This window comes from Lentzea tibetensis (assembly GCF_007845675.1).
Lineage (GTDB): Bacteria > Actinomycetota > Actinomycetes > Mycobacteriales > Pseudonocardiaceae > Lentzea > Lentzea tibetensis.
In genome coordinates this window covers 1-26,101 of sequence record NZ_VOBR01000045.1, presented here as the reverse complement: position 1 = coordinate 26,101, position 26,101 = coordinate 1, and the positions used below count along the sequence as shown (strand labels likewise).

Sequence of the window (26,101 nt, the reverse complement as noted above, 5' to 3'; positions counted from 1 at the left end):
TGATGGAACAGCTCAGATGGGTGCCGTCCACAGTCGACGTCACGAAGCCGAGCGTCGCTCGGATGTACGACTACTACTTGGGCGGGTCCCACAACTTCGAGGCCGACCGCGCCGCCGCCAAGGCAGTGGAGCAGATCTTCCCCGGTATCGCGCTCACCGCGCAGGCCAACAGGTCGTTCCTCCGCCGCTGCGTGCGGCACTTCGTCGCGCAGGGCGTCACGCAGTTCCTCGACCTGGGGTCCGGCATCCCGACCGTCGGCAACGTGCACGAGATCGCGCAGCAGGACGTGCCGGACGCGCGGGTCGTCTACGTCGACGTCGAGCCGGTGGCCGTGTCGCACGCGAACGCGCTGCTCGCCGAGAACCCGTGCGCCACGGCCGTGCAGGCCGACCTCCGCTCTCCCTCCGCCGTGCTCGCGGGGTGCGACCTCCTGGACTTCTCCAAGCCGGTCGCGGTGCTGCTGATCGCCGCGCTGCACTTCGTCCCGGACGCCGACGACCCGCACGGCGCCGTCGCGCACTACATGGACGCCTGTGCGCCCGGCAGCTTCCTGGCGCTGTCGCACGGCACGCACGACGGCCTCAACCTCGAGGAGACCGCCGAGGCCAAGCAGGTGACCGCCATCTACAACAAGACGGACAACCCGCTCACGATGCGCTCGCACGCTGAGGTGTCCCGCTTCTTCGACGGCCTGTCACTGCTCGACCCCGGCGTCGTCGCCGTCAACGACTGGCGTCCCGACACCTACACCGACTACATGAGCATCTACGCGGGCGTGGCCCGCAAGGACGCGTAGATCCGGTCGCGGATCTCGTTGGCCTCACCGTCGGTCAGCGTCCGCGCCGGAGCGCGGAGCGTCAAGCGCAGCAACACGTTCTTCTGCCCCGGCCGGGCGCCGAGCCGTTCGGCCGCCTGCCGGGGCAGCTCGTCGACGGGTGTCTCGGACAGGATCTCGATCTCCTCGACGACCTCCTCCGGCACCACGTCGCGCACGACGGCGCCAATGGTCTCGAGATCCGCTTCAGGTGTGGTGGCGATCGAGATGTCCCTGATCATCCTGGGGTGGCGGGACACCGGCCGGTACGGCGCGGGGTCGCGCATCTGCCGTGCCACCCGAGGATCGGACTCGCGCAGCAGCCTGATGTCCGGGACTCCCTTGCGCAGCATGAGCAACCGGTCGAGCCCCCAGCCGCTCGCCAGCCCGTGCACGCCGGCAGGCAGCCCGGCCCGGTCGAGCACGTGCCGCGCGGCGGTGCCGCACTCGCCGACCTCGACCCACTGGCCGTCGTGCCGGACGTCGACCTGCCGGCCGGTCTCGGTGTACGGGTGCTCGGAGGGCGTCGTGCGGTACTCGGCGCCGGGCAGCGCCGCCCGCACGACCGCCTCGACCAGTGCGTCGATGTCGCCGGGAGCGTCGCTGATCCGCCACACGTCGAGCTGGTGCGGTGTGCCGGTGTGCAGCCGGTCGACGGTGTCGCGCCGGTACACCATCCCCGGACAGACGAGCGTGGTGTTCGGGCTGGTCCGGCGCAGCGCGGGCGGGATCATCGCGGACGTGTGGCTGCGCAGCATGCACGTCTCGCTGACGTACCGGGTGTAGCGCGCGTCGCGCGTCACCGCGTCAGCCGGGTAGCCGAGGTGCTCGTAGTTGTGGTCCACCGGGACCACCGGGTGCTGCCGGACCACGCGCACCGGTCCGGGGAGTGCGGCGGTGATCGCGTCGACGACCAGCTGGATGGCGTGCGGGCCCTGCGCGGGGTCGGTGAGGTCGCGGACGGACAGCGCGCGGGTGAGTTCTTCGGTGCGGTGCATGAGAAGTCCCATCGGGTGGAAGCGGGCGTGGGGGTCACCCCCGGACTGGCCCGCCGCCGATGAGAGTCAGGCGCGCGTGCACGCCCCGGCGACTGGCACTGCCAGCCGGGGGCGGATGAATCGCTGCGTCATGCCTTCCACGGTAGCGGAAGGCGCAAGGGTGATAGGGCCATTCGGGTGGCCGGGCACGTGTTGCGCTAACGGTCGGTAGTTACCGGGCGAAGAACGTGCAAGCCGAGTGTCTGAAGGTGACCACCAGTGACCGAACCGTTCGCCGAGCCGACCTGGCCGCAGGCCGCGCCCGGTTACGAGCCGCAGGTGTACGAGGAGCCGGAGAAGAAGCGGGTCTGGCCGTGGCTCGTCGCTGCCGCCGCCGCGGTGCTGATCGCGTTCGGGGCGGTTCGCTCAGTACGCTGAGGGCCGCGCTGATCGAGTGCGTTGTGCGTGTGGTGGCGATGTGGTGAGTTTTCCTACGTTGCCGGGCATGTCGAAGAAACGCGGTCCCTGGGCGAGGCTGACGCCTCTGTTCATCATGATCGCCCTGGGAGCGGGTCTCGCCAGTGTGTGGGCGTGGCCGGCGTACACGTACAAGTTCGGTGAGCGTGTGATGGTCAGCTACACCGGACCGTGTGAGACCACGTACGGCCGCAGGGGCGGCAGCACCACGGACTGCCCCGCCACCTGGACCGTCGACGGTGTCGAGGTCTCCGGAGAGCTCACCGACAGCGTCGGTGAGGACATCCGGGACAGCAGCGACGGGGGTGCCATGGTCACGAGCGTGTGGGGGAGCACGGCTCGGACCCAGGTGCAGCAGCCGGAGTACGGGCTCGGCCTGGCCGGGCCGTGGGTGCTGCTGGCGTCAGTCGCGCTCGCCTTCACGTCGAGCGCGCTGGACAAGCGCCGCACCCGCAGGCGGATCGCGCAGGGTCTCGAGGACCCGAACGCCGACCCGCTCGACCTGGCGGACACGCCGGACCTGACGCCGGAACTCCTGGCACTCGAACGCCGGCTGGGGAGGCCGGTCGCCGAGTACACCAGCAGGGCGCCCATCGGGTGGCTGCTGTTCGGCGGGGTGCTGTTCTTCCCGTTGGGCTACAGCCTCTTCCAGGGCATCGAGACCGTGTTCGAGTACCTCGTCGCACTTGCGGGCGCGGGTGCGATGGTGTGGGGCACGATCAAGATCCGGCGGCGGAAGGCTTGGCGCGCCACGTTCTTCGACAACGGCGTGCACGTGCGTCAGGACAAGAGGATCTTCACGTGCGGCTGGCAGGAGGTGACCGCGGTGCTCGCCGCGGTCACCATCCAAGGCGCCACGAAGCGCCACAAGTACACGGTGTGGCGCAACTCCGAGGAGAGCTACGTCTTCGACGACGACTGGTCCGGCATCGATGAGCTCGGGCAGCGGCTGGTGCGCGACGCCAACCAGGCGATGCTGCCGCGCTACGTCGAGTCGTTCGACGCCGGTGTGGCGTTGAAGTTCGCCGACCTGGTCGTCAACAGGGACGGGCTCAGCGTGGGCAACCAGTTCGTGCCGTGGGGAGCGGTCACGCACTTCGCGTTGTCCAACGGAATGGTGGAGATCCGCGCGGGCGGTGTGCACAAGCTGCAGGCGGTGGCGGACACGCCGAACGTGCCGATCCTGCTCGCACTCGCCAACGCGGCCCGCAAACGGGTCACTCGGGTGGAGTGAGCCTCAGGTCCGGATCGACGGGCGGGGCCCCGTCGTACGGACCGAACCCGGCGAGATCGCCCGCGCCGGTCAGCGCGTTCGAGATCTCCGGCCCGCACGGATCGGTTCCGCTCGGTGGGGTGTGGAACCACCCGTGCAACGCGGCCGGGATCTCGAACCGCTCGACCAGGTCGTGGTACATCGCCGTCCGGTCGGCCACCTCGGTGCCGAGTGCCTGGTACTCGCGCATCGCGATGCGCAGCCGGATCCAGCGGTAGCGGTCGGTTTCGGACTGCCGGGAGAACCGGTCGTGCAGCAGCTGCCCGGCGCGTTCACCGCGTTTCGCCAGGCGCAGAATGGTTTCCGGCGGCATGAACAGGTTCGTGCCGCCCTCGTCCGCGTGCTGCCGGACGTGCGCGATGCGGCCGCGGTAGCCGGGCAGCGCGGACTGCATGGTGTCGCGCCAGCTCAGGAACGTGTCGAGGATCGACACCATGAACGACCGGGTCGAGCCGAGCCGCGCGTACGGCGCGCCGCTGGTCGACGCGTCCTGCTCGGGCAGCCAGATCTCGTCGTCGTCACCCGCGGGGAACGCCTGCAGGCTCAGTCCGAACGTGGGCCAGCGGGGGAGCAGCGAGTCGAAGAAGTGGATCGGGAAGTTGCTGGTGATGCCGCCGTCGGAGAACCAGTGCACCCGTCCGTCGCGGCACAGCGGCACCGACGCGATCAGTCCGGGGCAGGACAGGCTCATCCGCACGGCGAGCGCGACCGGCAGTTTGTCGTTGGGAGGCAACGGACGCAGCTTGGTCGCGGGGTGCAGTGGGCAGGCCTGGGTCTCTTCGTCGCCCTTGAGCGCGTCGACTGTTCGGGCGGGGAGCACGTGGCCGAGGCACTCGGTGCAGTACTGCCAGTGGTTCTCGTCGTGCCAGGGCAGCCGGTACGGACGTCCCTCGGACAGGTCCGTCGTCATCAGCACGAGGTTGATGTTCTCCAGGTCGCCGAACGTCAGCGGCTCCTCGGTGCCCGCGAGGTCGTCGAGCCGGTCGGCGATCCAGTCGCTCAACGGTGGCACACCGGTCGACTTCGGCACACCGGAGAGCCGGTCGAGCAGCGACGGCTTGAAGGTGCCGGTGCCGGGGATCAGTCCGAAGTGGATCCGTTCGGCGTTGTCGTGCAGGAACCGTTGCACGGCGAGGCCGTAGGTCACGATCAACGCGCTCGCCCCGGCGAAGCTGAGCACCAGCCACGTGATCAGCGCGACCGCCGCGGTCGCCCAGTGCCGTGCGAAGGCCAGCCCGATCACCAGCGGAATGGCCGCGACCAGCCACGCCCGCCACGGCAGTGCGCGGCGAATGCGCAGCAGCACCAGCGGAACCGTGGCCAGCGCCAGCACCACCAGCGTGATCGCGAGCCAGCGCTCGTACGACTTCGGCGCGAGCACGGCCGTCCACAGCACGGGCCCGCCCAGCCACAGCGCGCCCATCAGCGCGAGGGCCAGCTTCGCGCGGAAGCCGACCGCGCCCAGCAGTGCGAAGAACAGGCAGGACATCGCGCTGCGGCCGGTGGTGCTCTTGCGCTGCATGGTCGCGACGACGATCCGGTACAGGGCTCTGGTCCGCCCGGACGGCTGGAACAGCTGCGCCAGCCGCCACCTCTCCGCGTCCTTCCCGGAGGTGAACCAGTCGATCGTGGCCGCGAGCTTGGTGAACCCGCCCTCGGCGCGCCCGCGTTCCGCGGCGGCGGTGAACGCGGCCGCGATCGCGCCCGCCGACGAGCCGCCGATCGACTTGAACTCGTAGTGCTCCGCCAGCGCGCACACGGCGAGCGGGTAGACCACTCCGCTGGTCGTGCCGCCCCGCATGGTCAGATCGCAGTACCGGTCGTACTCCATGTGCCCATGATCGCGCGGTCAAGTGGAGGCGCCGGAAAAGTTCACTCGGACGCCACCCTTTCGATCTCGTCCGGTGTCCCGGCCATGATCGTCCGGAGGTGCGCGGTCACCTTCTCCACCGGCCAGTCCCACCACTTGACGCGCAGCAGGCGTTCGACGTCCGCCTTCGGGTAGCGCTCCTTGACGACCTTCGCCGGGTTTCCACCGACCACGGTGTAGGGCGGCACGTCACTCGTGACGACGGCTCCCGTCGCGATGATCGCGCCGTCGCCGATGGTGACACCGGGCATGATCACCGCCCGGTAGCCGATCCAGACGTCGTTGCCCACCACCGTGTCGCCGCGGCTGGGGATGTCCAGCGCGATGTCGAGCGTGCGCTCGGCCCACTCGCCGCCGAAGATCGTGAACGGGAACGTCGACACGCCCTTCGTGCTGTGGTTGGCGCCCGACATGATGAACCGCGTCTCCGCCGCGATCGCGCAGTACTTGCCGATGACGAGGTTCTCGGCGCCGTAGTTGTAGAGCACGTTGCGCTGCTCGAACTGCGTCGCGTGCTCGGGATCGTCGTAGTAGGTGTAGTCGCCCACCTGGATCTGCGGGTTCTTGACGAGCGTCTTCAGCAGCACCACGCGCGGGTGGTCCGGCAGCGGGTACAGCTGGGTCGGGTCGGGAATCACTTGGCCCCCAGGAAGTGGAGCAGCCCCTTGATGGTGCTGCGGCGGAAGGTCGCGAAGTCGTGGCCGCCCGGCGCCTCGTGGTAGGCGACGTCGTAACCCTTGGCCTGCAGGACCGTGCGCAGGTGCCGGTTGGCCGCGCGCTGGTCGACGCCGGGCGCGTAGTCGTCGGACACCCCCGTTTCGAGGTCGCCGACGTCGACCCAGAAGCGGAGGGGCTTCTTCGGCGCGGCGGCGATCTGGCGGGTGAGCCACTCCGGTTCGCCGTCGACCTGCTTGCCCCACCAGTGGCTGCCCGACGTGGAGATCACCGCGTTGAACACGTCCGGCCGCGTGAACGCCGCGTGCGTCGCGGCGAGCCCGGCGAGGCTGTCACCGCCGATGATCACCTCTTCGGTGCTGTAGTGGTTCTGCAGGAACGGAACGATCTCGTCGGCGAGGTGGTTCGCGAAGTCCTCGCTGCACGTCTGCTCGGCGAAGCGCTCCGCCGGTCCGCCGGTGTTGTGGACGAACGCGACGGTGGCGAGCCCCAGCTCGTTGCGCTTGATCAGGGTGTCGATCGCGGTGTGCAGGTTGGCGACGCGCGGCCAGCACTCGCCGTCCAGCAGCACCACGAGCGGCATCGTCAGGCAGAACGGGACGTCGCGCTCCTCGTGGATCGGCTGGTAGACGGTGATCTGGCGCCCGCCGCACGTGTGGGTCGTGAGGTTCGGCGCCGGGCCGTCGAACCAGTCCATCGGTTCGGCGTCCGGCATGATCGCGACCGAGTCCCAGTTCTCCGGTGGCGCCTCGGTGGCGCCCGCGATCACCGCGGCCTGCGGGAAGATCCGGTGCGGGTTGGCCGGGTCGGCGAACGACCGACCGCGCGCCTCGGCCATCAGCTGCGCCAGCTTGTTCAGGTCGGTGGTGTCCGCGTCGAGGAACGGGTCGTCGACGATGAACTGGTAGGTGAACACCGCGTCCTTCCGCACGATCGCGGACAGCTGCCACTCGTCGCCGACCCTCTGCATCGGGTGCGACAGGGCGTTCGGGTCGTCGAAGACCTGCGCCCGCATCGACACCTGCGCATCGGGACGCGGCCAGACGAACGTGACGCGGACGTGGTGCTGGTCGACCTCTTCGATGCGCATGTTCCCCCAATGCCGTGTTGCTTCGATCCTGCCCGGTGTTGCGAGGAGCTAATGCAACCTCCGTTGCGTTAAGCTTGCCACGAGGCCCGCCACTAACGCAACTGGAGTTGCAGATGAACGCGAGACCCGGTGGCCGCACGGCCCGCGTGCGCGCGGCGGTGCTGGAGGCGACGTACGAGGAACTGGCCGAACACGGCTGGTCCGGCCTGACGATCGAGAACGTGGCCACTCGCGCCGGCGTCCACAAGACGACGGTGTACCGCCGCTGGGCGACCACCGACGGCCTGATCGCGGACGCACTCGCGGCGACCGCCGCCGACACGTGGCCGATGCCGGACACAGGCTCGCTGGAGGGTGACCTGATCGAGCTGGCGCGGGAGATCGTGCGGGGCACGTCGCCGGTGTTCGAGGCGGTGATCGCGGCGGGCTTCCAGTCGGCGCGGGCGCGGGACGCGCTGCGCGACTTCTACACGCGGCGGCACGAGCAGGCCGCGGTGGTGGTGGTGCGCGGAATCGGGCGCGGGGAGGTGCCCGCGGGCACCTCCCCGGAGGAACTGGTGCGGCTCACCTGCGCGCCGCTGTTCTACCGCTACTTCATCACCCGTGAGCCCGTCGACGACGCGGTCGCCGTCCGGTCGGCTCGCGCCGCGTTCGCCGCCGCCGCTGCCGGAGTCCTCTGCTGAAGGGCCCGCGTCCCCCGCGTTTCCTTCTATTTGCGGAACGCTCGAAATCCAGTTCGAGTTCCGACACGATCGGGTGATTCACGCCAGGTCGGCGGCGGCTTCCTCGCTGAACTGCGTGCGGTACAGCAGCGCGTAGTGCCCGTCCAGCTCCAGCAACGACTCGTGCGTCCCCCGTTCCACCACCTGTCCCTTGTCCACCACCAGGATGAGGTCGGCGGCGCGAATCGTGGACAACCGGTGCGCGATCACCAGCGACGTCCGCCCGGCCAACGCCTCGACCAGCGCCTCCTGCACCGCGGCCTCGGACCGGGAGTCCAGGTGCGCGGTGGCCTCGTCGAGGATCACCACCCGCGGCTTGGCCAGCAACAACCGCGCGATGGTCAGCCGCTGCCGCTCCCCACCGGACAGACGGTATCCGCGCTCACCGACAACGGTGGCCAGCTGATCCGGCAACGACGAAACGAGCTCATCCAGCCGGGCCCGGCGCAACGCGTCCCACAGCTCGGCGTCGGAGGCGCCGGGAGCGGCGAGCCGCAGGTTCGCCCCGATGCTCTCGTGGAACAGGTGCCCGTCCTGCGTGACCATGCCGACGGTGTCGCGCAACGAGTCGAACGACAGGTCGCGCACGTCCACACCGGACAGTGAGACGGAGCCGGAGTCCGTGTCGTACAACCGGGGCACGAGCGACGCGATGGTCGACTTGCCCGCACCGGACGCGCCGACCAGTGCGATCAGCTGTCCCGGAGCGGCCTGGAACGACACACCGGTGAGAATCTCCTCGCCACCACGGGTGTCCAGGGACGCGACCTCTTCGAGAGAAGCCAGCGACACCTTGTCCGCGGACGGGTAGGCGAACTTCACGTCGGAGAACTCCACCGACACCGGGCCGGGAGGAACGGAGACGGCGCCTGCCTTCTCCTGGATCAACGGCGGCAGGTCCAGGACCTCGAAGACGCGGTCGAACGACACCAGCGCGGTCATCACGTCCAGGCGTGCACCCGCCAGAGCGGTCAGCGGCGAGTACAACCGGGTCAGCAACAGGGCCAGCGACACGATCGTCCCCGCCTCCAGCTGACCGGAGATCGCGAAGTAACCGCCCAGCCCGTAGACGACGGCCAGCGCCAGCGCGGACACCAGGGTCAGCGCGACGATGAACACCCACTGCCGCACCGCGGTGCGCACGCCGATGTCCCGCACGCGCCGCGCACGACGGCTGAACTCGGCGTTCTCCTCGGACGGACGGCCGAACAGCTTGATCAGCGTCGCGCCCGGCGCGGAGAAGCGCTCGGTCATCTGGGTCGTCATGGACGCGTTCAGGTTGGCGCGCTCGGCTTCCATGCCCGCGAGACGGCGGCCGACACGGCGGGCCGGGATGACGAACACCGGCAGCAACAGCAGGGCCAGCACCGTGATCTGCCAGGACAGGGTCAGCATCACGGCCAGCGTCAGCACCAGCGCGATGATGTTGGTGACGACGCCGGACAACGTGCTGGCGAACGCGCGTTGCGCGGCGATCACGTCGTTGTTCAGCCGGGAGACCAGCGCACCGGTGCGGGTGCGGGTGAAGAACGCGACCGGCATCCGTTGCACGTGTGCGAAAACCGCCTCGCGCAGCCGCAGGATCAGGTCTTCGCCGACGCGCGACGACTGCCAGCGCTCGGCCAGGCTCAGGCCCGCCTCGGCGACCGCGATGATGGCGATCAGCACCGAGAGGCGGACCACGGTCGAGACCTCACCGCCGTGAACGATGGCGTCGATGACCCGGCCGGCCAGCACCGGCGTCAGCACCGCCAGCACCGCGGCGATGGAACTGGTGATGAGCAGTGCGATCACGGCAGCCCGCTGGGATGCCGCGAACCGCACCACCCGCAGCACCGTCGCGCGGGTCACCCGGCGGTCCTGCTTGTCCTGCATGGCGCTGTTCAGCGCTATCCAGGCGTTCATGTCGATGTTCATGACGGAAAGTCTGGAACGTCGACTTAGGTCGAGGTCAAGCGAATTGTCGGGCCAGGAAGGAGTCCACCTCGGTCAACGCACGCGTGCGGACGGGCTCCGGCGACAGGAACAGGTCGTGCAGACCGCCGGGGATCTCGACGAGCGTCACGTCGGAGCCGATCTTCGGGCCCCACTTGCGCATGTGCTCCACCTCGATCACGAGGTCGGCGGTCATCGCCTCCTGCGACCACTTCTTCATCGTCAGCAGGCTGCGGTCGGAGTGCAGCAGCAGCACCGGGACGCGCACGTCCAGGCCGCCCTGGACCTTCTCCTGCGCCAGCAGGATCGCGCGGATCCACCCGGCCAGCACCGGGAAACCGTCGAGCGGCTTCATCGTCAGGTCGAACGCCCACTCGCCGTGGTGGTCGCTGTGGATGCTGCGCCCGTAGACGTCACCGAGCCCGCCGCGGATCTTCAGGTGCGGGAACCGGCGGCCGAGGAACTTCACCAGCTTGCGGACCGGCGGCGGCTCCACCACGTCGAGCCACGGGCTGTTCAGCACCAGCGCGTCGACGACGCCCGCGTCGCGCCGCTCGTGCGCCCACAGCGACGTGATCAGCCCGCCCGTCGAGTGGCCGACGACGACCAGCCGCGAGTGGCCGTCCTCCGTGCGGATCGCCTGAACGGCCTGGTCGAGCTCGTCGTAGTACACCGCCATGTCGGTGGTGTAGTTCGGCGGCACGCCGGGACGCAGCGACCGGCCGTAGCCGCGCAGGTCGATGGCGTAGAAGTCGTAGCCCTGCGCCGTGTAGTGGTCCGCGACGTGCTCCTGGAAGAAGTAGTCGGCGAAGCCGTGCACGTACAGAATGGCGCCCTTGTCCGGCGACGCGGCGCGGCGGCGCAGCAGTGTGGCGACGACATCGTCGCCGAGCGGCAGGATCCGGGTGTCGTCAGAGGTCACGGCGGACAGTGTGCCTCGCGAAAACCGCGAATCAAGACAGCCGACGCCGGATCGTGTCTAATCTGGACCCCGTGACTGGGGACATCGAACAGACATCCAGGGTGCGTTTTCCAGGGCTGAGCCCGCGTGCCTACGAACACCCGGCGGACCGCGGCGCGCTCGCGGTGCTGCGCGCGGTGCCCGGCATCGGGCCCATCCTGCAGGCCGTGGCGGGCGCGTTCACCGAGCGCGGCGAGCGGTTGCTGCAGGTCGCGTCCTCGATCCGGGTCGGGCCGAAGGCGTACCCGTCGATCGACCGGCTCCGCAACGAGGTCGCCGCGACGCTCGACCTCGACCCGGTGCCCGACATCTACGTCGAGCGCGACGCGCAAGCGTTTGCCGGCACCTACGGCATCGACCAGCCGTTCATCGTGCTCTCGACCGGGCTCGTCGACCTGGTCGACCACGAGACGCTGCGCTGGGTGATCGGGCACGAGATGGGCCACGTCATGTCCGGCCACGCGCTGTACTCGACGATCCTGCGCAGGCTGCTGGGCCTGCAGCGGTCGCTCGGCTGGCTGCCCGCCGGGTACCTGGCGATGCGCGCGATCATCGCCGCGCTCTACGAGTGGCAGCGCAAGACCGAGCTCTCCTGCGACCGCGCCGGCCTGCTGGCCTGCCAGGACCCCCAGGCCGCGCTGCGCGGGCACATCGCGCTCGCGGGCGGCATGGACGCGAAGCAGATCGACACGAGCGAGTTCCTCGCCCAGGCGAAGGAGTACCAGGAGGTCGAGGACGTCCGCGACAGCCTGCTCAAGCTCCTGCACACCGAGCGCCGGTCGCACCCGCTGGTCGTCGTCCGCGCGGCCGAGCTGCAGCGCTGGTCCGCGAGCGAGGAGTACCGCGACATCCTCACCGGCACCTACGCGCGCCGTGAGGACGACAGCCCGTCGAACAACTTCTCCGAGGACATCAAGTCCGCGGCCCGCTCGTACAAGGAGTCGATGGCGAACTCCACCGACCCGCTGATCAAGGTCATCAACGAGGTCGGCGAGACCGTCGCCGGCACCGCGGGGAGGGTTTGGAGCAGGTTTGCTCCGAACGGAGCAACGGAGTGACTACTCTCTAGGGTCATGCGACGACTCGGGGTAGTGCTCTCGGCCCTCCTGTTCCTGGTCAGCGGCGTTGCGCAGGCGGACGTCCAGATCGTGGGCGGCGAACGCGCCCGGATCGAGGACAACCCCTGGGTCGTCTACCTGACCGACTCGACCGGCTTCCAGTTCTGCGGTGGCACCCTCGTCGCACCGTCGAAGGTGCTCACCGCCGCGCACTGCGCGGCCGGACGGTCGGCGGCGAGCCTGCGGGTCGTCGCCGGACGCGAGGACAAGCAGGACAAGAAGGCCGGCGACGCGGTCACTCCGGCCGAGGTGTGGGTGCACCCGAAGTACTCGTCCGCGGACTCAGGCGAGGACGTCGCGGTGCTCACTCTCAAGGAGCCGTTGTCCTACCAGCCGTTGCCGATCGCGGACCGGTCCGACCGCGAGCTGTACGCGGTCGGCACGAAGCTGACCGCGCTCGGCTGGGGCCGGACCAGCGAGAACGGCAACGGCTCGCGCTTCCTGATGGCCGCGAGCGTGCCGGTGATGCCCGAGACGGCGTGCCGCGCCGCGTACCCCCAGTTCATCGCGGCCGACATGTTCTGCGCGGGCTTCCCCGATGGCGGCGTCGACACGTGCCAGGGCGACTCGGGTGGCCCGATCGTCGCGAACGGCAAGCTCGTCGGCGTCACGTCCTGGGGCGAGGGCTGCGCGCGGCGCGGCAAGCCCGGCGTGTACGTCCGGCTGTCCGCCTACGCCGACGACCTTCACTCGGTCGTGTCGCCTTCTCCGGCTCGAGTGGCCGCCGGTCGGTGATCTCGGTTCAGTGACCGCATGCGCCTCACAGCAGCGGTTCTGGCCCTGTTCCTGGTCACGGCGGCGCCCGCGGGCGCGGATCCGCGCATCGTCGGCGGCACGCCCGTCGGCAGCATCGCCGAGTACCCGTGGATGGTCGCGCTCACGACGGCGGGCGGTTACCAGTACTGCGGTGGCGCGCTCGTCGGCCCCGCGCTCGTCGCGACCGCCGCGCACTGCGTCTACCAGAAGGCGCCCACGTCGATCTACGTCGTGTCCGGGCGGCTCGACCTGACCACCACCCAGGGCGCGGTCACGAAGGTGACGCAGTACCAGATCGCGGGCGGGTACACGATTCCCCAGCAGGGCAAGGACATCGCGCTGCTGACGCTCGCGAACGCGTTGCCGGGCCCGGTGCTGCCGATCGCGGACAGCTCCGCCTACCTCGCGGGAACCACGGGCACCGTGCTCGGCTGGGGCAGGCTCGCCGAGGGCGACACGAACAAGAGCCCGGTGCTGCGCAAGGCTTCCGTGCCGATCATGGCCGACGCCGCGTGCACCGCCGCCTACACGAGCTACCAGGCGGACTCGATGTTCTGCGCCGGCCTCCCGCAGGGCGGCGTCGACTCGTGCACCGACGACTCCGGCGGGCCGTTCGTGGTGAACGGCAAGCTCGCCGGGATCGTCTCGTGGGGCAAGGGATGCGCGCGTCCCGGCCAGCCCGGTGTCTACACGCGAGTGACGGCGTACCTGAGCTAGACGACCAGGCCGACGGACATCGTCAGGAAGACGGCCGCGCACACCGCGTCGAGCGCGGTCGTCACGCCCGGACGGTGCAGCCTGCCCGCGACGCGGCTCGCCGCCAGCACGATCAGCAGCTCCCACGCGGCGGCGAGCCCGAGGAACACGACCGCGAGCAGGGTCAGCTGCGCGGCGGGCTGGCCGGCGCCGATGAACTGCGGCAGGAACGCCAGCGAGAACAGCAGCATCTTCGGGTTCGTGATGTTGGTCAGGAAGCCCTGCCGGAACGGCCGCTCGCCGACCACCTCGTCGGCCGGGCCGTCGGTCCGCCTGAGCAGGCCGCGCGCGATCGTCACCGCGAGGTAGAGCAGGTAGGCCGCGCCGATCCAGCGCAACGCCGTGAGCACCATCGGGTAGCGGGCCAGCACCACGCCGAGACCGGAGATCACGAGCCCGACCTGCACGGCCGCGGCGGTGTGGATCCCGGCGAGCGCGAGCAGCCCGGCGCGGGTGCCCGAGCGCATCGACGTCCGCAGCAGCAGGAAGGCGTCCACGCCCGGTGTCACGATGACGACCGCGCACGCGATGAGGAAGGCCGGAACCTGGCCGAAGTCGAAGTACACCGGACATTACCCCCGTGATCTGCATAACAGGCCGTGGAATCTTCGGCCTGATACGACTCTAACAAGAGAATCTTCGGTTTTGACGCCGCCTTGGCGCGTTCGCTACGGTTCGTGACCGTTCGTCCACCTGGTGCAACGGGGAGTGGTCCGTGAGGGTCAAGCGGTATGCCGTGGTCGCGGCGGTGATCGCGCTGGTCAGCGGCGCGCAGAGCGCTGAGGCGATCGTCGGCGGCTCGCCCGCGCGGATCTCGGACACACCCTGGGTTGTGGCGATCACCACGCCGGACGGCCAGCTGGTGTGCGGCGGTTCGCTCGTCACCCCGGAGAAGGTCGTGACGGCCGCGCACTGCGTCACGGACAAGGGCGTGTTCAGCTCGAGCCAGCGGTCCGCCTCCGCGGTCCGCGTCGTCGCCGGCCGCTCTGACCTGCGCGAACGCGACGGCGTCGAGGTCTTGGTCCGCTCCGTCTGGCGCCACCCCGAGTACCGCGACGTCGCGCACGGCGACGACGTGGCCGTGCTGACGCTGGCGCACTCCCTGCCCTACCGGACGATCGCCGTCGGCGACACCGGCACCGAGGGCACCGTCCTCGGCTGGGGCCGCACGGGCGAACTGGACCAGCCGTCACCGGTGCTGCGCCAGGTGCGCCTGCCGATCCTCGGCGACGCCGAGTGCTCCCGGCTCGACCCGGACTACCGGGCTGGCTCGATGCTGTGCGCCGGTCGCGGCACCAGGGACGCCTGCACCGGCGACTCGGGCGGCCCGCTGGTCGTGCGCGGCAGGCTCGCAGGCGTCGTGTCGTACGGACGCGGCTGCGCGCGGCCGGGTGAGCCAGGCGCGTACACCCGACTCTCGTACTACCGATCGGTACTCGGCGTCTGATACCCCTTGTGCGGTGCGCACATCACCGTTCCCCGCCACCCTGCGCAGGCTCTGGGCCGCCGACCTGACCACGGCCCAGCTCTACGCGCTCCTCAAGCTGCGCGGCGAGGTCTTCGTCATCGAGCAGACCTGCCTGTACCTCGACATGGACTCCCGCGACCTCGAGCCGACCACCCGGCACTTCTGGCTGGAGACCGACGGGCACTCCGCGCCCGTCGCCTACCTGCGGCTGCTGGAGGAGGCGGACGGGAGCTTCCGCATCGGACGGGTGTGCACGGCGCGGGCCGCGCGGGGGTGCGGGTTCAGCCGCAGACTGGTCGAGGCCGCGCTGGTGGACGTGGGTGGTGCGCCCTGCGTGCTCGACGCCCAGGTGTACGTCGCCGACTTCTACTCGACCTTCGGGTTCGAGCCCGAAGGCGCCGAGTTCATCGAGGACGGCATCCCGCACCTGCGGATGCGCCGCTAGCTCATGGCATCAACCGCGCCCCTGCGGTGACCGCTAGCGGCGGGTCTCCACACCCGCCGTCGCGGCGCACTCGGTGATCACGCGGACCGCGCGCTCGATGTCGGCCTCGGACAGGTCGGCGCGCGCGGTGAGGCGCAGGCGGGAGATCTGGTCCGGCACCGACGGCGGGCGGAAGCAGCCGACGACGACGCCGTTGGTGCGGCACGCCTCGGCCCACGCGAACGCCTGCTCGGGGCTGGGCGCGCGGACGCTCACGACGGCCGCGGTGGGCGTGCTGGTGTGGAAACCGGCCTCGGCGAGGCGGTTGCTCAGCTCGTGGGCGACGTTCAGCGCCTGCGCGGGGCGGTCCGGCTCCTCGCGGAGGATCTTGATCGCGGCCAGCGCCGCGGCGGCGCTGCTCGGGGCCAGTCCGGTGTCGAAGATGAACGTGCGGGCGGTGTCGACGAGGTGCCGGATCACCCGGCTCGGGCCGAGCACCGCGCCGCCCTGCGCACCCAGCGACTTCGACAGGGTCAGGGTGGTGACCACGTCCGCCGACCTGGCCAGGCCCGCATCGGCCACGGCGCCGCGGCCGCCGGGACCGACCACGCCCAGGCCGTGCGCGTCGTCGACGATCAGCGCGGCGTCGTGCTCGCGGCAGGCGTCGGCCAGCTCCTTCAACGGGGCCAGGTCGCCGTCCACGGAGAACACCGAGTCCGTCACGACCAGTGCGCGGCGCTTGCCGCGCGTCTGCAGGGCGTGCGTGACCTGTGCCACGTCGCAGTGGCCCGCGACGACGACGTCGGCCTTCGACAGGCGCGTGCCGTCGATGAGCGAGGCGTGGATGTGCTGGTCCGCGACGATGGCCGTGCCGGGACCGCTCAGCGCGGTGAGCGCGCCGAGGTTCGCCGCGTAGCCGCTGGAGAACACCAGCGCGGACTGGGAGCCGCAGAAGTTCGCCAGCTCGTACTCCAGCTCGGCGTGCAGTTCGGTGCTGCCGGTGACCAGGCGCGACCCGGTGGAGCCCGCGCCCCAGCGCAGCGTCGCGGCCGCGGCGGCGCCGCAGACGCGCTTGTCGCGGGCGAGGCCGAGGTAGTCGTTGCTCGCCAGGTCGAGGTCCGTCGAGTCGGCCTGGCGGGGGCGCAGCCTGCGCGCGAGGCCCGCCTTGGCACGCGCGTCGGCGCGGACGTCGATCCAGTCGAAAGTCGACTCACCTGTGCTCACGGTCACCGCTGCAGTCTCGCATCCTGCGGCTACCGTTCCGCTGCGTGGACCTGTTCTCGCTGACCCGGGACGACCTGCCCGCGCCGGTCCACCACCTCGACGGGCGGTGGGTGGTGTCCGGCTACGACGCCGTGCGCGCGGTGCTCGCCGACCCCGCCGCGTACCTCCCGGACAACGCGCTGACCGCCGTCACGCCGGTGCGCCCGGCCGCGTTGCGCGAGCTGGTGCGGGCCCGGTTCACGCTGCCGCCGACGCTGGCCAACAACTCCGGCGCGTCGCACTCGGGGCTGCGGCGTCTCGTCGCCTCGTTCCTGACGCCCGCGCGGGTCGCCGCGATGGAACCGCGGATCGCCGAGCTCACCGCGGAACGGCTCGGTGGCGCCGATCTCGTGCGCGACCTCGCGTGGGACCTGCCGTGCATCGTGCTGATGGAGGTGCTCGGACTGTCCGGAGTGGACGTTCCGGCGCTCAAGGCGTGGAGCACCGCGTCGCTGGAGTTCTTCTGGGGCGACGTCACGCCCGAGCGGCAGCTGGAGCTCGCCGGGCCGGTGGGGGAGTTCCACCAGTGGCTCGTGAAGCGGTTCCACGCGCGCGACGGCGACCTGTTCGCGGCGCTCGCCGACCACGGCGTCACGGCCGAAGAGGCGGCCGGCCTCTGCTACTTCCTGCTCATCGCCGGCCAGGAGACGACGACGCAGCTGCTGTCGGTCGCGTTCGACCGCGCGTTGCGCGACCGTCCACTGTGGTCGCGGCTGGCACTGCCGGGCGTGGCGGAGGACGTCGTCGAGGACGTGCTGCGCGAGGTGCCGCCGGTCGTGACGTGGCGGCGGGTGACCGCGCGGCCCGTCACGCTCGCCGGGGTGGACCTGCCAGCCGGTGCGGAGCTGGTGCTGCTGCTCGCCGGGGCGTTCGACGACCGCGGGCGGCACCTGGCGTTCGGCTACGGGCGGCACTACTGCCTCGGTGCCGGCCTCGCCAGGCTGGAGGCGGCCGTCGTGCTGCGGACCGTCGCCCAGCGCCTGCCCGACCTGCGGCTGGCGTCCGCGGGACCGCCGCCGATGCTGAAGCTGCTGTCGTTCCGCGCGCCACTCGAGGTGCCGGTCGGATGTCCGCTGAGCGGCAATTTGATTGGCGCGTGAGCGGGCCGGGCATCGATGCTGGACCGATGAGCCGTCAGCTTTCCGGTATCCGGGAACTCACCATGCGAGCGCAGCTCGCCGACCTGCTGACCGACGAGAAGCCCGACCGCTACGGCGACGGCGGTCCGGTGGCAAAGCTGGAGGAACGCGTCGCGTCCCTGCTCGGCACCGAGGCCGCGCTGTTCGTCCCGACCGGGACCATGGCGCAGCAGATCGCGTTGCGGTGCTGGGCCGACCGCACGTCCAACCCGATCGTCGCGATGCACCCCACCGCGCACCCGCTGCTCCACGAGGGAGACGCGCTCTCCGTGCTGGCCGGGCTGCGCGCGATCGAGCTGGCGGACCCGTGGGCGCTGATCGCGCCGTCCGACGTCGCGGACTGCCCGGAGCCGTTCGGCACGCTGCTGCTGGAGCTGCCGCAGCGCGAGGCCGGTTTCGTGCTCCCGACGTGGGACGAGCTCGTCGCCGTGGTCGAGGCCGCTCGTGAACGCGACGCCGTGCTGCACCTCGACGGCGCCCGCCTGTGGGAGAGCGCACCCGGTCTTGGCAAGCCGCTCGACGAGATCGCGGGGCTCTTCGACTCGGTGTACGTGTCGTTCTACAAGTCGCTCGCCGGCATCTCCGGCGCGGCGCTCGCGGGCTCGAAGGAGTTCGTCGACCAGGCCCGCATCTGGCGGCACCGGTACGGCGGCATGCTGTTCGGGCAGTGGCCCGCCGCGCTCGCCGCGTTGCACGGCCTCGACGTCGTGCTGCCCAGGCTCGCGACGTACGTCGAGCACGCGAAGGTCGTGGCGAAGGCGCTCGGTGTCGCCGAGCCGCACACGCACCAGTTCCGGTTGCACGTCCACGGCTCGCCCGAGCGGATCAACGAGGTGCGGGGTGACTTCCTCGGGAAGTTCTGGCCGAGTCCCGTGCCGGGGATCGCGATGACCGAGGTGACCGTCGCCGGGCCGGCACTGGAGTGGACGCACGACGAGATCGTCGAGGCGTACGCGAAGTTCCTGGCGGTGGTGGGCGAGACGCGCGACACCTGAGGGTTGGTGCCGGGGGATCGGGATGCGACGATGCCGGGGCTGTAGGGGAGTGCGAGGAAGCCGGTGGGAGTCCGGCACCGTCCCGCGACTGTGACCAGCCGCTGGCTGGGAGTCAGGAACTCGTCCCCCTTCGTCACCGGACACGGGCGTGGACACCCGAGGAAGGACTCCCTGGAGCATGTACCCCTTTTCAGCCGTCGTCGGACACGACGACCTCCGGCTGGCCCTGCTGCTGAACGCGGTGCACCCCGGCATCGGCGGCGTGCTCGTCCGCGGCGAGAAGGGGACCGCGAAGTCGACCGTCGTGCGCGCCCTCGCCGCACTGCTGCCCGAGCTGGACGTGGTGCGGGGCTGCCGGTTCGGCTGCGACCCGGCCGAGGACACCGGCTGCCCGGACGCGCCGCACGGCACCGAGACCGAGCGCAGGCCGGCGAAGCTCGTCGAGCTGCCGGTCGGCGCGACCGAGGACCGGCTGATCGGCTCACTGGACCTGGAGCGCGCGCTCAACGAAGGTGTGCGCGCCTACCAGCCGGGGTTGCTCGCGGCCGCGCACCGGGGCGTGCTCTACGTGGACGAGGTCAACCTGCTGCACGACCACCTCGTCGACCTGCTGCTCGACGCCGCCGCCATGGGCCGCGCGCACGTCGAGCGCGAGGGCGTGTCCGTGTCGCACGCGGCGCGGTTCCTGCTCGTCGGGACGATGAACCCCGAGGAGGGCGAGCTGCGGCCGCAGCTGCTGGACCGGTTCGGGCTGACGGTCGCGGTCAAGGCCGCGCGGGACGTCGGCGTGCGCACCGAGGTCATCCGGCGGCGCCTGCGGTACGAGGCGGACCCCGTCGCGTTCGCCGCGCAGTGGGCCGGGCACGACGACGAGCTCAAGCGGCAGATCGCCCAGGCGCGTGCGAACTTGCCGGGTGTGTCCCTTCCGGACGGTGAGCTGCGCCGGATCGCCGCCGTCTGCGCGGCTTTCGAGGTGGACGGCATGCGCGCGGACCTCGTCGTCGCGCGCACGGCCACCGCGCACGCCGCGTGGCGCGGTGCCGCCGAGGTCGAGGAGGCCGACGTCGAGATCGCCGTGCGGCTCGCGTTGCCGCACCGGCGCAGGCGCGACCCGTTCGACGAACCCGGCATCGAGGAGCAGCAGCTCGAGGACGCGATGCGCGAGGCCGCCGAGCACGCCCAGGACGAGCAGCCGGACGGTCCGGACGACGACGGACCCGACGGCGGTGGCCTGCCGGAGACGAACGAGGCGCCCAGGGGCAACGGCCAGTCGTCCGACCGGCCCGCACCGGAGCCGTCGGCCGCGTTCAAGGCGCGGCTGCTGGAGGTGCCGGGCGTCGGCGAGGGCGCGCCGGGCAAGCGGTCGCGAGCCCGCGCGCGGACCGGCCGCGTCGTCCGTTCGTCCACTGTGGACGGAACGGGTCTGCACCTGATCGACACGCTCGCCGCCGCCGCACCGCACCAGCACGCGCGCGGCCGCAGCGGGCCGGGCCTGGTGCTCGCGAAGACGGACGTGCGGCGCGCGGTCAAGGAGGGCAAGGAGAGCAACCTCGTGCTCTTCGTGGTCGACGCGTCCGGATCGATGGCCGCGCGGCAGCGCATGTCGGCGGTCAGCGGCGCGGTGATCTCGCTGCTGCGCGACGCCTACCAGCGGCGCGACAAGGTCGGCGTGATCACGTTCCGCGGCAGCACGGCCGAGCTCGCCCTGCCGCCGACGACGTCGGTGGACGCGGCGGCGGCCCGGCTGCGCAGGATGCGCACCGGCGGCCGCACCCCGCTGGCCGACGGACTGCTCAAGGCGCACCGCGTGCTGGAGATCGAACGGTTGCGCGACCCGCAGAAGCGGCCGCTGGTCGTGCTGCTCACCGACGGGCGCGCCACGTCGTCCGGGCTCGGCGGCGACCCGACCAAGGACGCGCTGAAGGCGGCCGGGCTGCTCGCGTCCCAGGCCGTCGTGGTCGTCGACTGCGAGAGCGGGCACGTCCGGCTCGGTCTGGCGGTCAAGATCGCCGAGGCGCTGGCGGCCGCCTGCGTCAGGCTCGAGGAACTCAACGCCGACCACCTCGCCGGTGTCGTCCGAGCAGCATAGATTTGGCCGCGTAAGGAGAAACCGCTGTGCCACAAGGACAACCGACGAGCGTCCCGGAGGACGGCCTCACCACCCGGCAGCGCCGCAACCGCCCGTTGCTGATGCTGCACACCGGTGAGATGAAGGGGAAGTCGACCTCCGCGTTCGGGATGGCGCTGCGCGGCTGGAACCAGGGCTGGGACATCGGCGTGTTCCAGTTCGTGAAGTCCGCCAAGTGGAAGGTCGGCGAGGAGGCCGCCTTCAAGGCGCTCGGCAGGCTGCACGACGAGACCGGCGAGGGCGGCGCGGTCGAGTGGCACAAGATGGGCGAGGGCTGGTCGTGGACCCGCAAGCAGGGCACCGACGACGACCACGCCGAGGCCGCGCGCGAGGGCTGGGCGGAGATCAAGCGCCGGATCGCCGCCGAACGCCACGGCTTCTACGTGCTCGACGAGTTCACCTACCCGCTGCACTGGGGCTGGATCGACGTCGCGGACGTCGTGGAGACGATGGTGAACCGGCCCGGCCACCAGCACGTGGTGATCACCGGGCGGTACGCGCCCGAGCAGTTGGCCGAGGCAGCCGATCTCGTCGTGGAGATGACCAAGGTGAAGCACCCGATGGACGCGGGCCAGAAGGGCCAGCGGGGGATCGAGTGGTGAACAGGCTGGTGGTCGCCGCGCCCGCGTCGGGCAGCGGCAAGACCACCGTGGCCACCGGGCTGATGGCCGCGCTGCGGCGCTCGGGCAACCGGGTCGCGCCGTTCAAGGTCGGCCCGGACTACATCGACCCCGGCTACCACTCGCTCGCCACCGGACGGCCGGGCCGCAACCTCGACCCGGTGCTCGTCGGCGAGTCGATCATCGCGCCGCTGTTCGGTCACGGCGCGCGGGGCTGTGACATCGCGGTCGTCGAAGGCGTCATGGGCCTGTTCGACGGCCGCGTCGACACGATGGGCATCGGCTCGACCGCGCACGTCGCGAAGCTGATCAACGCACCGGTGCTGTTCGTCGTGGACGCGCGCGGCCAGAGCCGCTCGCTCGCCGCGCTGCTGCACGGGTTCCGCGGTTACGACCCGACCGTGCGGATCGGCGGCGTGATCCTCAACCAGGTCGGCTCCGAACGTCACGAGCAGGTGCTGCGCGACGCGTGCCAGGAGGTCGGGCTCGACGTTCTCGGTGTGCTGCCACGGGATCCGGAGTTCACGCTGCCGTCGCGGCACCTCGGGCTGGTGACCGCGGCCGAGCACGGGCCCGAGGCCGTCGCCGCCGTCGACGCGATCGCCGCCGCCGTCACCAAGCACGTGGATCTCGACGCGGTGCGCGCGCTCGCCTCGTCCGTGCCGTCGATGGCCGTCCCGTCGTGGGATCCCGGGATCACCCCGGTGCCCGACGGTCCGCTCATCGCCGTCGCTGGCGGTCCCGCGTTCACGTTCGGGTACGCGGAACACGTCGAGATCCTGAAGGCGGCCGGCGCGGACGTCGCCGTCGTCGACCCGTTGCGCGACGAGGCGTTGCCCGAGGGCACGGCGGGTCTCGTGCTGCCGGGCGGGTTCCCCGAGCAGCACGCGGCGGCGCTGTCGGCGAACGTTCCACTCCGGACGGCCGTCGCCGAGTTCGCCCGATCGGGCGCTCCCGTGCACGCCGAATGCGGCGGCCTGCTGTACCTGGCGCGCACGCTCGACGGACTGCCGATGTGCGGTGTGCTCGACGCGGAAGGCGCGATGACGCCGAAGCTCACGCTGGGGTACCGCGATGCCGTGGCGCCGCAGGACTCCCCGCTGCACCCGGCGGGTGCCCGCGTCACCGGGCACGAGTTCCACCGCACCGCTCTGTCCGTTCCGCACGGTGACCAACCGGCGTGGCGCTGGCGGGGCGTCGATCACAAACCGGTCGCGGAAGGATTCGTCGTCGGCGGCGTGCACGCGTCTTACCTGCACACCCATCCGGCTGGTGATCCACTTGCTGTCAAAAGGTTCGTGGAGGCGTGCCACCCGTTCGTGGAGCCGACCGCAGACGGTACGGTCTTCGCCTAATCAATCCCAAGAATTTCGTCGTGGGGAGCAGTCGTGACGACCGGTCGGGTCTCCTTCGTCGGTGCCGGTCCCGGTGCCGCCGATCTCATCACCCTGCGGGGTGCGCGCCGCATCGCCGAGGCCGATGTCGTGGTCTGGGCGCCGAGCGTCGTCGACGCCGAATGCGTTCGCGAGCACGCGCGGGCCGAGGCGGAGCTGGTCGACTTCTCCCGCGTGCCGCACGAGGAGGTCGTCGAGCTGTACCGGCGCGCCGCCGCGAGCAGGCTCAAGGTCGTGCGGCTGCACGCGGGTGATCCCGCGCTGTGGGGCGGTGTGCAGGACCAGTACGACAGCTGCCAGCGGCTCGGCCTCGAGGTCGAGATCGTGCCGGGCGTGGCGCCGTTGTCCGCCGCCGCCGCGGTGATCGGGCGGGAGCTGACCGGGTCCGAGATCGCGCAGTCGATCATCCTCACCGCACCGGACAGCGTCGAGCAGGTGCGCGAGTTCGCCGAGCACGGCACGACGATGGCGGTGTCGCTGCCGGGTGCGCGCGCCGGGCACTTCGTCGAGAAGCTGCGCGCGGGCGGATACGCGGGCGAGACACCGGTTGTGGTGGCGTACAAGGTTTCCCAGCCGGACGAGCTGATCGTGCACACGACGGTCGCCGAGCTGGAGAACACGGTCAAGAAGCACAAGCTGTACCGCGCGGCGCTGTTCATCGTCGGCCGCACCCTCAAGGCCACCCAGTCCCGCGCGCGGCGCGAGGTGCCGGACGAGCCGATCCGCTCGGCCCGCCCGACCAGCTGGTCGCGCCGCGCCGCCACGCGCATCGCGGCCCGCGTCGAGGAACCGCCCAACCCGGCGTGGACGGCGGTCGAGGGAATACAGCAGGCCGCACGAAAGGCTCCAGCCAAAGAAGAATTCAAGGCCGAGGAGCCGCAAAAGGACACGGTGACGACTGAGCCCGTTGCGAAGCCGAAGCTGACGGTCGTCGCGGCTGCCAAGAAGACGAACTCGGTGCAGGCCAGCACGACGCCCAAGAAGAAGCCGGCGCCGCGTAAGAACACCAAGCGCACCAATACGAACTGATGACGGTCCAGCGTCTGCTCGACGCCTCCGGCAGGTCCGACGTCCCCGTGGTCGACGCGGCGGACGGCCTCCGCCCCGCGCTGAACCTGTGCCGCGCCCGGTCGGCCGTGGTCGTGAAGACCGCGCCCGGTGCGGGCCCGGCGGAGCTGGGCAGGGGACTGTCGGGCTGGCGGCGCACGCTGGTCGTGTCGGACGCCGACGAACTGTCCACTGTGGACCCCGCTGACGCGGTCGTGAAGCGCTGGACCGCGCCGACCGCGGTGCTGTGCCTCGCGGACACCGAGCTGAGGCCCGGAACCGAGGGCTGGGCGCTGTCCGACGACGCGTTCGCGCACCGCGACGGGCACGTCACGTCGTCCGAGGTGCGCGCGCTCGTGCTGGCCAGGCTGGCCGCGCGGCCGGGAGTGCTGGTCTGGGACGTCAACGCCGGATCCGGCGCGGTGGCCATCGAGTGCGCGCGGCTCGGCGCCGCGGTGCTCGCGGTCGAGCCCGACCCGGTGCAGTGCGTGCGGATCATCGCGAACGCGTCGGCGCACCAGGTGGACGTGCGGGTGGTCGAGTCCGAGCTGCGAACCGACGACCTGCCGAAGCCGGACGCGGTGTTCGTCGGCGGTGGCTCGCTCGCGGACGTGCGGGCGTCCGCCTCCGTCGGCGCGCAGCGGGTCGTGCTGACGACCGCGAGCGTCGACCGGATCGTGCCCGCGCGGGATGCGTTGCGGGACGCGGGATACGACGTGGACGGCTGCCAGCTGACGGCGGCGCGTCTGGTGGACGAGGGCTTCGCGGCGGCCGCACCGGTCACCGTGCTGTGGGGGACGAAGAAGTGATCGGTGTTTTCGCGGCGACCGAACGCGGTCGCCGGGACGCGGCTGACCTGGCCGGGTTGCTGGGCGCGGACGCGGTGGTGCCGGACGGCCCCGTCCGCCCAGCGCTGCACCGGCTGTGGCCGCGACTCGGCTCGGCCGTGCTCTTCGCGGACGCGGGCTCGGCCGTGCGCCTCATCGCGCCCCTGTTGCGGGACAAGCAGTCCGACCCCGGCGTCGTGTGCGTGGACGACGAGTTCGTGGTCGCGCTCGCGGGTGACGCGGACGCGCTCGCCAGGCACGTCGCGGACGTGCTGAACCGCACGCCGGTCGTCACCACCGGCCCGTCCGGCGACACCGTGCTCGACGAGCTGCTCGAACAGCTCGACGCGACGGTCGACGGCGACATCGGCGCGTGCGCGGCCGCGATCGCCGCGGGCGAGGTCGTGGTGCTGCGCAACCCGCTCGGCTTCCCGCTGCCCGCGTTGCCGGACAACGTGGTTCCGGCGGGCGAGGTGCCGTCGTGGATGATCGTCATCGACGACCGCGCGGCACCGCAACGGGAGCACACGCTGCGGATCGTGCCGCGCACGCTCGTCGTCGGCGTCGGGTCGACGCGCGGGGTCAGCGCGCAGGCCGTCGCGGGTGCGCTGGAGGAGCTGGACGTCGAGGGCGGGCTGGACCTGCGCGCGGTCAAGGCGTTCGCCACCGCCGACGCGAAGGCCGACGAACCGGGCATCGTCAACGCCGTCGAGGAGTGGGGCTTCTGGCACAGCGACACCGCCGAGCTGCTGACGTTCAGCACGGACGTGCTCGGTGAGGTGGGCGTGCCCAACCCGAGCTCGGTCGTGCGCAACTCGATGGGCACGGCGAGCGTCGCCGAGGCCGCCGCGCTGCACGGGGCGACGACGCTCTGCCGCGGCGGCCGGATCGAGCTCGCGGCCGAGAAGTACAAGCGGGACAACGTGACCGTCGCCGCCGCGCGCATCCTGCCGCGCGGCAGGCTCGCGCTCGTCGGGCTCGGTCCCGGCGCCGCGGAGCAGCGGACTCCGCTCGCGGAGAGCGAGCTGCGGCGCGCGGCATTCGTCGTCGGGCCGACTGACGCGATCGACGAGATCAGGCACTTGTTGCGCCCTGGCACGGAAATTCGCGAATCGGGCGCCGTCGCACTCGCCGAGGCCGGCGCGGCGGTCGCGCTCGTCGAGCTCGGAACCGGTCCCGCGATGGACAATCCGGTCGAAGCAGACGTCGTGGTAATTCCCGGAGTCTGGACTCCCTGACGCATATCCTCCTAATGAGTCGTGAGTCGCCCGTCGGGCAGACTCGGGTCTGGTAGCCGCTGGCAGGTGAGCACTCGTTCCTCCTGGACGTCTGAGTCCTGACGAAAGATCGTGCCCCTGCTGGTGGGCCGGG

General features: G+C 71.1%; 25 protein-coding genes and 1 riboswitch. Of the genes, 17 read left to right on the top strand and 8 right to left on the bottom strand.

What is annotated here, in order from left to right; genetic code table 11:
• Window positions 1-2: 2 nt before the first annotated feature.
• On the top strand, window positions 3-797 hold the full coding sequence (locus tag FKR81_RS40240; protein ID WP_146360388.1) for an SAM-dependent methyltransferase: 795 nt from the start codon (window positions 3-5) through the stop codon (window positions 795-797).
• On the opposite strand, the gene srmL is transcribed toward FKR81_RS40240, so the two are convergent.
• A complete protein-coding gene (srmL, locus tag FKR81_RS40235; RefSeq protein ID WP_222598566.1) occupies window positions 767-1,813 on the bottom strand; it encodes a PheS-related mystery ligase SrmL in 1,047 nt (348 codons plus the stop codon). The two genes, FKR81_RS40240 and srmL, sit on opposite strands and share 31 nt — an antisense overlap.
• A gap of 258 nt (window positions 1,814-2,071) precedes the next feature.
• On the opposite strand from srmL, the gene FKR81_RS44100 reads away from it, so the two are divergent.
• Window positions 2,072-2,230, top strand: a complete 159-nt coding sequence (locus tag FKR81_RS44100) for a hypothetical protein (protein ID WP_186763459.1) — start codon at window positions 2,072-2,074, stop codon at window positions 2,228-2,230.
• Between the two features lie 67 nt (window positions 2,231-2,297).
• A complete protein-coding gene (locus tag FKR81_RS40230; RefSeq protein ID WP_146360384.1) occupies window positions 2,298-3,503 on the top strand; it encodes a DUF6585 family protein in 1,206 nt (401 codons plus the stop codon).
• Here the strand turns inward: FKR81_RS40230 and FKR81_RS40225 are convergent.
• The 3 genes from FKR81_RS40225 to FKR81_RS40215 are packed head-to-tail and all read right to left on the bottom strand — an operon-like array spanning window position 3,487 to window position 7,177.
• Entirely contained in the window at window positions 3,487-5,373 is a 1,887-nt protein-coding gene (locus FKR81_RS40225; protein WP_146360382.1) for a patatin-like phospholipase domain-containing protein, read from the bottom strand. The two genes, FKR81_RS40230 and FKR81_RS40225, sit on opposite strands and share 17 nt — an antisense overlap.
• Window positions 5,374-5,414: 41 nt before the next feature.
• Complete coding sequence (locus FKR81_RS45390) at window positions 5,415-6,050, bottom strand: CatB-related O-acetyltransferase (RefSeq protein ID WP_235922193.1); 636 nt, start codon at window positions 6,048-6,050, stop codon at window positions 5,415-5,417.
• Window positions 6,047-7,177, bottom strand: a complete 1,131-nt coding sequence (locus FKR81_RS40215) for an alpha/beta hydrolase (RefSeq protein WP_146360380.1) — start codon at window positions 7,175-7,177, stop codon at window positions 6,047-6,049. The genes FKR81_RS45390 and FKR81_RS40215 overlap by 4 nt, the downstream gene beginning before the upstream one ends.
• Before the next feature lie 113 nt (window positions 7,178-7,290).
• On the opposite strand from FKR81_RS40215, the gene FKR81_RS40210 reads away from it, so the two are divergent.
• Window positions 7,291-7,860, top strand: a complete 570-nt coding sequence (locus FKR81_RS40210; protein WP_146360378.1) for a TetR/AcrR family transcriptional regulator — start codon at window positions 7,291-7,293, stop codon at window positions 7,858-7,860.
• A gap of 78 nt (window positions 7,861-7,938) precedes the next feature.
• Here the strand turns inward: FKR81_RS40210 and FKR81_RS40205 are convergent, their stop codons facing one another.
• Window positions 7,939-9,816 (bottom strand): ABC transporter ATP-binding protein, encoded by a 1,878-nt coding sequence (locus FKR81_RS40205; RefSeq protein ID WP_146360376.1) that lies wholly within the window; start codon window positions 9,814-9,816, stop codon window positions 7,939-7,941.
• Between the two features lie 34 nt (window positions 9,817-9,850).
• Window positions 9,851-10,756: an alpha/beta hydrolase gene (locus FKR81_RS40200; RefSeq protein WP_186763458.1), complete on the bottom strand. Its 906-nt coding sequence runs from the start codon at window positions 10,754-10,756 to the stop codon at window positions 9,851-9,853.
• Window positions 10,757-10,827: 71 nt separating this feature from the next.
• Here FKR81_RS40200 and FKR81_RS40195 point away from each other — a divergent pair, with 71 nt between their 5' ends.
• Genes FKR81_RS40195 through FKR81_RS40185 form a run of 3 tightly spaced genes read left to right on the top strand, consistent with a single transcriptional unit; the run spans window position 10,828 to window position 13,386 of the window.
• Window positions 10,828-11,853, top strand: a complete 1,026-nt coding sequence (locus FKR81_RS40195) for a M48 family metallopeptidase (RefSeq protein ID WP_146360372.1) — start codon at window positions 10,828-10,830, stop codon at window positions 11,851-11,853.
• Between the two features lie 15 nt (window positions 11,854-11,868).
• Complete coding sequence (locus FKR81_RS40190) at window positions 11,869-12,648, top strand: S1 family peptidase (RefSeq protein ID WP_146360370.1); 780 nt, start codon at window positions 11,869-11,871, stop codon at window positions 12,646-12,648.
• Between the two features lie 18 nt (window positions 12,649-12,666).
• Entirely contained in the window at window positions 12,667-13,386 is a 720-nt protein-coding gene (locus FKR81_RS40185; RefSeq protein ID WP_146360368.1) for a S1 family peptidase, read from the top strand.
• On the opposite strand, the gene FKR81_RS40180 is transcribed toward FKR81_RS40185, so the two are convergent.
• A complete protein-coding gene (locus FKR81_RS40180) occupies window positions 13,383-13,991 on the bottom strand; it encodes a LysE family translocator (protein WP_146360366.1) in 609 nt (202 codons plus the stop codon). The genes FKR81_RS40185 and FKR81_RS40180 overlap by 4 nt on opposite strands.
• A gap of 149 nt (window positions 13,992-14,140) precedes the next feature.
• On the opposite strand from FKR81_RS40180, the gene FKR81_RS40175 reads away from it, so the two are divergent.
• Window positions 14,141-14,872 (top strand): serine protease, encoded by a 732-nt coding sequence (locus FKR81_RS40175; protein ID WP_235922192.1) that lies wholly within the window; start codon window positions 14,141-14,143, stop codon window positions 14,870-14,872.
• A 13-nt stretch (window positions 14,873-14,885) separates the two neighbouring features.
• Window positions 14,886-15,338 (top strand): GNAT family N-acetyltransferase, encoded by a 453-nt coding sequence (locus tag FKR81_RS40170; protein WP_146360364.1) that lies wholly within the window; start codon window positions 14,886-14,888, stop codon window positions 15,336-15,338.
• Between the two features lie 33 nt (window positions 15,339-15,371).
• On the opposite strand, the gene FKR81_RS40165 is transcribed toward FKR81_RS40170, so the two are convergent.
• A complete protein-coding gene (locus FKR81_RS40165) occupies window positions 15,372-16,547 on the bottom strand; it encodes an 8-amino-7-oxononanoate synthase (protein WP_146360362.1) in 1,176 nt (391 codons plus the stop codon).
• Between the two features lie 38 nt (window positions 16,548-16,585).
• On the opposite strand from FKR81_RS40165, the gene FKR81_RS40160 reads away from it, so the two are divergent.
• The 8 genes from FKR81_RS40160 to FKR81_RS40125 all read left to right on the top strand — a co-directional run bounded on the left by FKR81_RS40160 (window position 16,586) and on the right by FKR81_RS40125 (window position 25,968).
• Window positions 16,586-17,680 carry a cytochrome P450 family protein gene (locus FKR81_RS40160; RefSeq protein WP_222598565.1) on the top strand — a complete coding sequence of 365 codons (1,095 nt, stop codon included), beginning with the start codon at window positions 16,586-16,588 and terminating at the stop codon, window positions 17,678-17,680.
• A 26-nt stretch (window positions 17,681-17,706) separates the two neighbouring features.
• Window positions 17,707-18,714, top strand: coding sequence for a threonine aldolase family protein (locus FKR81_RS40155; protein WP_222598564.1), 1,008 nt, complete (start codon window positions 17,707-17,709; stop codon window positions 18,712-18,714).
• Window positions 18,712-18,856, top strand: a riboswitch (cobalamin riboswitch). It overlaps the preceding gene by 3 nt.
• Before the next feature lie 36 nt (window positions 18,857-18,892).
• The gene (locus FKR81_RS40150) at window positions 18,893-20,803 is read left to right on the top strand and encodes a putative cobaltochelatase (protein WP_146360358.1); all 1,911 of its coding nucleotides are present in this window, start codon (window positions 18,893-18,895) and stop codon (window positions 20,801-20,803) included.
• Between the two features lie 26 nt (window positions 20,804-20,829).
• The gene (cobO, locus tag FKR81_RS40145; protein WP_146360355.1) at window positions 20,830-21,444 is read left to right on the top strand and encodes a cob(I)yrinic acid a,c-diamide adenosyltransferase; all 615 of its coding nucleotides are present in this window, start codon (window positions 20,830-20,832) and stop codon (window positions 21,442-21,444) included.
• Entirely contained in the window at window positions 21,438-22,817 is a 1,380-nt protein-coding gene (locus tag FKR81_RS40140) for a cobyrinate a,c-diamide synthase (protein WP_222598563.1), read from the top strand. Before cobO ends, FKR81_RS40140 begins: the two co-directional genes overlap by 7 nt.
• A 33-nt stretch (window positions 22,818-22,850) precedes the next feature.
• Window positions 22,851-23,885 (top strand): cobalt-precorrin-4/precorrin-4 C(11)-methyltransferase, encoded by a 1,035-nt coding sequence (locus tag FKR81_RS40135; RefSeq protein WP_146360351.1) that lies wholly within the window; start codon window positions 22,851-22,853, stop codon window positions 23,883-23,885.
• Window positions 23,885-24,712, top strand: a complete 828-nt coding sequence (locus FKR81_RS40130) for a bifunctional cobalt-precorrin-7 (C(5))-methyltransferase/cobalt-precorrin-6B (C(15))-methyltransferase (RefSeq protein WP_146360349.1) — start codon at window positions 23,885-23,887, stop codon at window positions 24,710-24,712. The genes FKR81_RS40135 and FKR81_RS40130 overlap by 1 nt, the downstream gene beginning before the upstream one ends.
• Entirely contained in the window at window positions 24,709-25,968 is a 1,260-nt protein-coding gene (locus tag FKR81_RS40125) for a cobalamin biosynthesis protein (RefSeq protein WP_146360347.1), read from the top strand. The genes FKR81_RS40130 and FKR81_RS40125 overlap by 4 nt, the downstream gene beginning before the upstream one ends.
• Window positions 25,969-26,101 lie beyond the last annotated feature (133 nt).